Source organism: Luteitalea sp. (assembly GCA_009377605.1).
GTDB lineage: Bacteria > Acidobacteriota > Vicinamibacteria > Vicinamibacterales > Vicinamibacteraceae > WHTT01.
In genome coordinates, this window is record WHTT01000011.1 from 100209 (window position 1) to 108273 (window position 8065).

The following is an 8065-nucleotide window of genomic DNA, read 5'->3' on the forward strand; positions in this document are numbered from 1 at the left end:
CGATCACTCCTGGCGCAGCACCCGAGCTGGCTCCATGCGCATCGCGCGGAGGGCCGGTATCACACATGCCGCCGTGGCGACCATCACGAGGACGAGGATCGTGCTGACGTAGGCCGTGCCGTCGGTCGGCGGCACCTCGAAGAGCAGCGACGTGAGGAGACGACTCAACGCGAAGGCTCCGAGGACGCCGAGGACGAGACCAACCATCGCCACTGTCAGCCCTTGGCGCAGAATCATGCCGAGCACGCGTCCGCCGTCGGCCCCGAGGGCCATCCGGATCCCGATCTCCTGCCGTCTCTCGGTCACGGTGTACGACATCACACCGTACGTGCCCACGGCTGCCAGCGCCAGCGCGACACCCGCGAAGATGCCGAGTAGCAGCGTGAGGAAGCGCGGCTCGGCGACCGAGGCGCTGACGACGCCCTCGAGTGTGCGCGGATCACCGAGTGGCAGGCTTGCATCCAGCCGAGCCACTTCTCGCCTGACCGCAGGGAGCATGCCGAGCGGAGACGAGGCCGTGCGGAGCACGACGTTCATGCTACGCGGAATACTAAACGCCGCGGCCTGCGGGATGTGGAAGTACATCTCGGTGCCGGTCTCTTCCTCGAGCCCTCCCTGCTTCACGTCCTTGACGATGCCCACGACCGTTAGCCACGGCACGTCCGAGTCCGGCCGGATCCGTCGTCCGATTGGGTCTTGATCCGGATAGAAGACGCGTGCGAAGGTCTCGTTGATGAGTAGAACCGGCGCGCCCCCGGCACCATCTGCGGGACCGAAGGCCCGACCGTCCACGAGCCGAATGCGCATGGTCTCGAGATAGTCGGTCGTGACGAACTGCCAGTAGTCCACGTTCGGAATCGCCATCCCGGACGCGGGCTGATAATGATAGCCCTCGAGCTCCATGTCGTTCGCGTTCACGTCGCGATGCGGCGGCAGCCCGCTCATGACCGCAACGCCGCTCACGGCCGGGAGCCCGCCAAGGCGATCGCGGAGGCGATCGTAGAAGGCGACCTGGGATGCACCATCCGGATAGGTCGCCTCCGGCAGGAACAGCCGAAACGTGAGCAGGTTGTTCGGGTCGAAGCCCGGATCCACGCGTAAGAGCGTAGAGAAGCTCCGCAGCATCAGCGCCGAGCCAACGAGGAGCACGACGGCCAGCGCCATCTCGGAGACCACCAGCAGCCGCCGTGCGCGCAGCCGCGCCGAGCCAGCGGTGGCACGCTGGCCACCCTCGCGCAGGGACATCGCGACAACACGCGCGGAGAGATTCATGAGAGGCGCCAAGCCGAACAGCACACCGGTGAGCACCGACACCGCGGCCGTGAAAGCCAGGACGTTGCCGTCCACGGTGATCTCATCAAGGCGCGGGATGCTCTCACCGCTCGTGGCGAGCAGCACGCGAAGGCCTACCCAGGCCAACAAGACGCCGAGTCCTCCACCCACAGCGGCGAGCATGAGGCTCTCGGTCAGAAACGGCCGCAGGAGGCGCCACCGCCCGGCGCCAAGCGCGGCGCGAACCGCGATTTCCTTCTGGCGTGACTCTGCACGCACGAGCAGGAGATTGCCGACGTTGGCGCAGGCGATGAGCAGTACGAACCCGACGGCGCCGAGGAGCAGGAGCAGTGCGGGCCGGACGGTTCCGACCATCTCATCCTGCAGGCCGTGTGCAATCACGGCGTGGTTCTCCGGGTGTGGCGCGTGTGTGCCTCTAAACTCCTCCTGCCACCGCCCCATGAGCGAGCCGAGCTCGGCCCTCACACCCTCGAGGGTGACACCGTCGCGCATGCGTGCGATGACGTTCAGAAAATGACTACCGCGGTTCTCCCGATTCGCCGGATCGAGCGCCACGGGCGTCCAGACCTGCACACCGGCATCGTCGATGTCGAACCCAGGCGGCATGACGCCGACGACCTCCCGGCTCTCCCCATTGACGGGAATGCTCCGTCCAACGACCGCCGGGTCGCCGCCGAGCACAGCGCGCCATAGCTCGTCGGAGATCACGGTGACGTCCGGACCACCGGGCAGGTCTTCTTCTTCCGTGAACGTGCGCCCTAACTGCGGCCGCACACCAAGCGTGGTAAAGAAGTCAGCGGTCGCGGCCGCCGAGGTCACACGCACCGGCCGTTCGATGCCCCCGACGCTCGCGAGGCCGGTGCGATATCCGCCGAGACTCTCGAACGAGCGGTTCCACTCCCGAAGCTCGAGAAACTCAGGCGGTGAGATCCAGAACCGATCGAACCCGAGCGATGGGAACTGGCTGGCCACGGAGAGGAGTCGGCTGGGTTCGGCGTACGGCAGCGGACGCAGGAGCACGCCGTTGATCACGCTGAAGATGGCGGTGTTCGCGCCGATGCCCAGCGACAGGGTCAGGATGGCCACCGCGGCGAAGCCAGGGCTCCGTCGCAGAGCAGCGAGCGCGTAGCGGAGATCTGCAAGAATTCCGGACATAAGCGTCTCTCGTCATGCTGGCTGATGCGACGAATATAGTGGCTCCGATTGTCCTATAGCAAGCGGTGTGTGCGTACCGTTTGGCATCAAAGCTAGGAACAGGTGGTGTGCTAGCAACTTCACACACTACGCCTCATCGGTCCGAGCGTCCATGCGCTGTTCGACCGGGAGTTGGCTGCAGTTGGGGCGCCGGACGCGACTACTTCTTCACCACGGACTACCTGCCGCTCTTCTTGACGGCGGTCTTCCTGATGGTCGACAGGTCCCCGACGACGGTCGTGGTTATGCCGACGTTGGAGGGATCTTCAAAGCGGACGCCGACGCTGCGTATCTCGAGAAAATCGCCACGGGCTGAGACCGCCGCGATCAGCAACGACACCGTGACGCCGAAGTAGATCTCTCGGGGGACCAGGCGCTGCGTGGACAGACGTGTCGGCGCCGTCGTCGGCGTGCTGTTGGCATTAGTGGTGTGGCCGCGGATACCTCCGTCAGCACCGAGGCGGGGAGCGACGAACCGGTTATTCGCAAAGATCCGCCGGTTGCCATCCCAGATGTGCGTGGCCCGAATGTCCAGTCGGTCCTTGTCGGTCGTTTCGTAGTTGATGAACAGCTCCCGCGCAACCGTACGTCGTCCGGCATTCAGCGCAATCGCGGTCGGTATTGCAAAATGACACCAGAAATTGCCGGACTTTTGTTGGTCTTCGGTGCCGGAATCGAAGATCACGAACCGTGAGGCCCAACCGATGCGAAAGCATGCAGCGGCTCCGTGGCCACCCAGGTGGATGATGTCGCCGGTTGCGTCGATGTTCACGTTGTTCCTGAGGGCGTTCCGCACGGTACGCTTGCTTCGGGCGTTCGGTGCTCCCACTCGCTCCAGCAGAACGCTGTTGCCGTGCACCCACGAATCACGAATGCTCATTCGTCTCCCCTTTCATTGACACAGCCTGCCCGATTCGAACCGCGTCGCACTATTGTAGAGCTATCTCGGCCTCCGCGGATCGCTGTATGCGGAATTGCGACGGTACCTGGGCGAGGTCTTCCCGAAGCTGGCGACGCAAAAGGAGAGCCGGATTGAAGAGCGGCACCTGCTGCCCGATCATGTGCACATGCTGATCGCAATTCCGCCGAAGTATGCCGTGGCACCCTACGCGAAGCGCTTGCGCTCGTGCTGATCGGTCTGCTCGTTGGGCTCCCGTCGGCTTTCCTTGTCTCGCGCACGATGGCGACACTCTTCTACGGTATCCCGCCGTCAGATCTTGCGGCGCACGGTGCCGCTGTGGCCACGCTGATCGTCATCGCTGGTTTGGCAGCCTACCTACCTGCAAGACGGGCTTCACGCGTCGATCCTATGGTGGCGCTCCGCGCGGAGTGACGCGTACTACGCCGACCGTGTTAGCGATGCCTCATCCTTCGCGACATCAAAGCAGCGACCGGAGCGCTCGATTGAGTGAGCGGGTTCGGTGAAGTCTTCGGCCAGGCTTCAACCACATATGAGCTTGTTGAAAACCTCAGGGTTGGTTAACCTCCTCTTCCGTGTCGCCCAGGAAGTCAGGGTCAGCGTCATTATGCCGCGATTGTCCGTAGCCGATAAGTCCAGCAGCCGGAATACGCCACCGATTCCATGCGTCACAGCCACGAAAACCAGCCAGCCCGATAATCACGCGACTCCTGGTCGGTCGGTGGCGCCATTTGGTGGGTGTGGCTCGGCTCGGGTCAAACCGCGAAGGATTATTCCCGCATCGCCCAGTAGCGATCATCCCATGCGACAATCCTCGCGAGCACGATCAGCGACTGCAGTCTGAGACAACGGGCACTTAGAGGCTGTCGATCGCGGCAAGCTCCCACTGCAACTCTTCGCCTTCGAGCTGGAAGCAGGGGACGCCCTGTTTGAGGCGTATCGCATGCTCCCATTCACCGACGCGCCCGAACGGCTTCTGGAGGCTCAGAAGGCGCAGCAGGACCGGCTGAGAGCAGAGGCGTCAATTCTTCGGAAATCTTGGAGGCACCGCCGGATTTGAACCGGGATGGAGGTCTTGCAGAGCCATCCGCGGTGCTTTTCTCGCGATCACCATGCCGGCCGGAGTCCTCGGAAATCACACCTTCTCGATCGGATGCGGGGAATCGCCCCCGCGGTCATCGTGTGCGACGTTGGTGAAATTGGCCGTCTATGGATCGGCGTGGGCACAGTCCTGGCCAAATCAGCAGGAGCAGCGTCAGTCTAGGACATGACTTCCTTTAGCTCCCCATCGAGCTTCGTTGCGTAATAGCCGGACATCGGTTCTGGAGCGTACAAGAGGCGATCGAGCCAAGTGACGACGTTGTAGTAGTACGTGCCTTTTCCGATATAGTCCCGCAGGAGTTCCAAAAGCTGTGCGTTCTCCAGCCGCATACGCAATAACGCCACGGCCGTGAGGCGAGCCTCTTCGTCATCGTGTGACAGCAACTCCTTGAGGAACCGCACCACCTCAGCATCGTCAACGTCCCGCACTAATGCGAGAGCAGCGCGACGCATGTCGCGGGTTTCGGCCGCGATCAAGACTTTCGCGGTGGCAAGCCTGTCCGACGCCAGGCGACGAATCCCTTTGAGAGCGGTAATCCGGTCGTCACCGAAACTGGTCCGCGCGATCTCCAGCAGCCGCTGAACATCACTGGCGTCACCGTTGGCTGCGATGATCTCAAGAGCAGCACTGCGCGTCCTGTCGTTGGTCAACAGTTGCCGCGCGACAGCCACATCATCCCGCGTTGAGTCGAGGGCCAGTGCAGCGATGGCCTTCTCGATAGACTGTTTAGCGATAAAGTCGTGCAGTTCAGCGAAGTCTTGCCTTATCTTGGCGGCCGCCGCAGGTCCAAACACACTCTCCAAGTGTTCGTCTGACGACTCACGGATCCGCTGAAACCCATGGTTGATGTCGGCTCGAACGACTTCTCTTGAGATCTCGCCGCGCTCCGTTAGCAACTGATAGCTGATGCGGCCATCAAGCGAGTACCAGTCTAATGCAAGCTTCAGCTCATCACTACTCTGTCGGCCGAGACGCTCGTACCGCTCGTCGTCAGCGTCTCGCGCCTCCGGACTTCCGCCAAACAACGGACCGACGCTTAACAGCGATGGCCAATTGGCACGGCGGCGCCTGCGCCGCGGTCCTGCTGCGCCGCTTGCGGGCCCGGGACGCTTTCTTTCCATCTCCGCGGCGGCTTTCTCGCTCAAGTCCGTGACTGGCATGCTGCTGAGGGCTCCCAGCGATGGGTCCGACAGCTTGGGAATGCTCTCGGCAATCAACTGTTTCAGTGGGTTAGATAAGAACTGTGGATCTGGGCTCTTAGGCAAGAACTGATCTAAATCGCGACCGGCGTCGAGCCAGGCTTGCAGCCAGCCGACGCGCGATTCGAGCCACGTTCCGCTGGCACGACCGAGAGTCTTGACGTCTTCAGCTGTGGCCACATCGACCAGGTACGCCCAAGCCTCATCGTGAACTTGCGCTGGAAGCGCCGGAAATGTCTCGGTGAGAAGTGATTCACGAAATTGAGGAAAGATGGGAACGGCTGCCCCGCGCAGGACGGAAAAACTAGTCGCTCTGGCTCCAGAATTGTCGTCGTAGACGATGACACTCAACAAGCGTACGATAATCGCCCGCGTGCCAAGATCTTTTAGCCAGAACCATCCTGGACTCACATCGAACTCGTCAGCCAGGAGCGTCCGAAACAGGACGTACATCTCATCGTCTGTGGCCAGCAGGCGCTCGCGGTAGCGATAGAGAGTATTCAATTCATGAGGTGGCATCAGGGAGGCAGACGTTCGGGACGCTGCCACGAGAGCCACGGACAACAGGAACACGCGAACCGCAAGGAATGCGGTCTCGTCTGGATCGTCGATCGACTTGGCAACTTCGTCTAGATCCCCGCTCGCGAACGCTGGGGCCAACGAGTGAGCGAGCTTCGCGAGTTGGTCACCGGCACCCGGAGTAGCAGTCCCCGAGGGTTCACAGGGAGCATTCGACCCTACGACAGAGGCGGGTTCGGATGGCCCCTGCGGCCATCTGGTTGAGCCGCTGCTCAAGTCGAGTACGTGCCGAATTAGGTAGGTCCTCAGCATCTTCTCCCATGCGGCGACGTCTTCGAATTCCTTGAAGAGAACCGTCTTGCTCGCCACGAGGGATTCCCTGAAAGCGATGACGCGCTGCAGCTGTGCTCCCGCGTCGGCAATCTGTGCGAGGTCAACCTTCTTAAAGAACACCCAGATTTCTGGAGACGGTGTTCGGTCACGGCGCTTCACCGCAATCGAGAACTCTTCTTCGAGCCCAGAAGAGAAGAGGGAGTCGGTGGCAGGTGCGGTTCCCCATCGCCGCCAAACCGCGCCAATAAACAAGTCACAACGTTCGACGTCCCTATTAATCAGAGCTTGCGGACGCCCGTACCCTGGAAGCGTGTCTTCCCAACCCAACAACTCGATGGCCCAGTTCGTTGGTCGCAATACGTCATTGACGTCGGCAACCACGTCAAAAGCGCGCTGTCGCTCGGGAGCCAAATCAGAGGGCGAGGCGATGAAAACGGTCAATACATTACGCATCGGGGAATTCAAGCGACGGGTGATTCACGCAGTCACGAAGACGACTGTGCGTGGCGCTAGAGTCTTGAGAACCTCTAGGACCCGCGGCACCAGTGGTCGTAGATCGTTCATGCTATTGCTCTTCGCCACCAAGACGATTACGGCGATGTTGAACGCTGGCAGATTCTGCTGGTGCGACAGGTTTCGATCGCTGGTCGCGAAAACGTCGAAGTCTACAGCAGCGAACGCGAGCAGCTCGCCATTCGTCTTGCCGGCCCAACCCATCTCGGGCACGGTTCTCGCGTGATGGCCGACGAGCTCGCGTTTGAGGCGACGAGGGAGGCACTCGTCAAGCAGGACGCGCACGGGCGAGGAGCGCCTCCTTGGCCTGCTCCAGGGCTGCTACGGCCCGCTCGCGGGTCACGGTAGGGAAGTCTTCAAGGAACTCGGATAGCGGCTGGCCCGCTTCCAAATAGTCGAGTAGCGTCGTAAGCGGCACACGGGTGCCGGCGAACACAGGTGTGCCGCCCATGATTTCCGGATCGCTATGAATGACCGGCTCGTTCCCCTTCATGTTCGACGTCCGAGGTTCTGGGCCCAGTTTATCGCACCTATGCGGTCAGGATGCGATCAACCGTGTCGGCGTACCGAAAGTCGTCAAGTTCCCCGCCGGAGTTCGCGGCTTTGCTGCTCGAGAGCTGGAGGCGCCGCTCGGAAACTAGACCAGTCCGCCGCTCGGAAAGTGATCCACCTGAAGGATGTTCATTCTACGCTGCTTCTTCTCCGGGCGCTGATGGTCCGTGGCCAGGCGGCGTGATCGGCCGTTCTTCAGGCCGAGCACGCCGCCTGACTACGGACGCGCGCGGCTAGCCCGGGCCGCGCCGCTTTCGCATCCGATAGCTCGTCCCCTTGGTGGTGATCACGGTGGCGTGGTGGGCGAGGCGGTCGAGTAACGCCGTCGTCAGCTTCTCATCGCCCGCGAAGACCGTCACCCATTCCGCAAACGCGAGATTCGTCGTCACCACGGTGGCCCGCCGCTCGTAGCGATCAGTGATCAGATTGAAGAGCAGCTCG

General features: G+C 62.0%; 7 protein-coding genes and 1 pseudogene. 2 read left to right on the forward strand and 6 right to left on the reverse strand.

Annotated features, from left to right (window positions below; genetic code table 11):
• Positions 1–3: 3 nt before the first annotated feature.
• Both GEV06_05730 and GEV06_05735 read right to left on the reverse strand, forming a co-directional pair.
• Positions 4–2448: an FtsX-like permease family protein gene (locus GEV06_05730; GenBank protein ID MPZ17394.1), complete on the reverse strand. Its 2445-nt coding sequence runs from the start codon at positions 2446–2448 to the stop codon at positions 4–6.
• Between the two features lie 217 nt (positions 2449–2665).
• A complete protein-coding gene (locus GEV06_05735; GenBank protein MPZ17395.1) occupies positions 2666–3367 on the reverse strand; it encodes a hypothetical protein in 702 nt (233 codons plus the stop codon).
• Positions 3368–3434: 67 nt separating this feature from the next.
• Between GEV06_05735 and GEV06_05740 the strand changes: the two are divergent.
• Positions 3435–3590 (forward strand): annotated as a pseudogene (locus GEV06_05740) (IS200/IS605 family transposase).
• A 23-nt stretch (positions 3591–3613) separates the two neighbouring features.
• Entirely contained in the window at positions 3614–3820 is a 207-nt protein-coding gene (locus tag GEV06_05745; GenBank protein ID MPZ17396.1) for a hypothetical protein, read from the forward strand.
• Positions 3821–4666: 846 nt separating this feature from the next.
• Here the strand turns inward: GEV06_05745 and GEV06_05750 are convergent.
• From GEV06_05750 to GEV06_05765, 4 genes are all read right to left on the reverse strand, one after another.
• A complete protein-coding gene (locus tag GEV06_05750) occupies positions 4667–7012 on the reverse strand; it encodes a DUF4062 domain-containing protein (GenBank protein MPZ17397.1) in 2346 nt (781 codons plus the stop codon).
• Positions 7013–7036: 24 nt separating this feature from the next.
• On the reverse strand, positions 7037–7357 hold the full coding sequence (locus GEV06_05755) for a hypothetical protein (GenBank protein MPZ17398.1): 321 nt from the start codon (positions 7355–7357) through the stop codon (positions 7037–7039).
• Entirely contained in the window at positions 7341–7565 is a 225-nt protein-coding gene (locus tag GEV06_05760; protein MPZ17399.1) for a DUF433 domain-containing protein, read from the reverse strand. The genes GEV06_05755 and GEV06_05760 overlap by 17 nt, the downstream gene beginning before the upstream one ends.
• A gap of 292 nt (positions 7566–7857) precedes the next feature.
• Positions 7858–8065 (reverse strand): hypothetical protein (locus GEV06_05765; GenBank protein ID MPZ17400.1); only part of this gene is annotated, 208 nt, incomplete at its 5' end.

Excerpts from the sequence above, each read along its gene's own strand:
- GEV06_05730 (MPZ17394.1), bottom strand. The coding sequence starts at position 2,448 with ATGTCCGGAATTCTTGCAGATCTCCGCTACGCGCTCGCTGCTCTGCGA.
- GEV06_05750 (MPZ17397.1), bottom strand. The coding sequence starts at position 7,012 with ATGCGTAATGTATTGACCGTTTTCATCGCCTCGCCCTCTGATTTGGCT.
- GEV06_05760 (MPZ17399.1), bottom strand. The coding sequence starts at position 7,565 with ATGAAGGGGAACGAGCCGGTCATTCATAGCGATCCGGAAATCATGGGC.
- GEV06_05735 (MPZ17395.1), bottom strand. The coding sequence starts at position 3,367 with ATGAGCATTCGTGATTCGTGGGTGCACGGCAACAGCGTTCTGCTGGAG.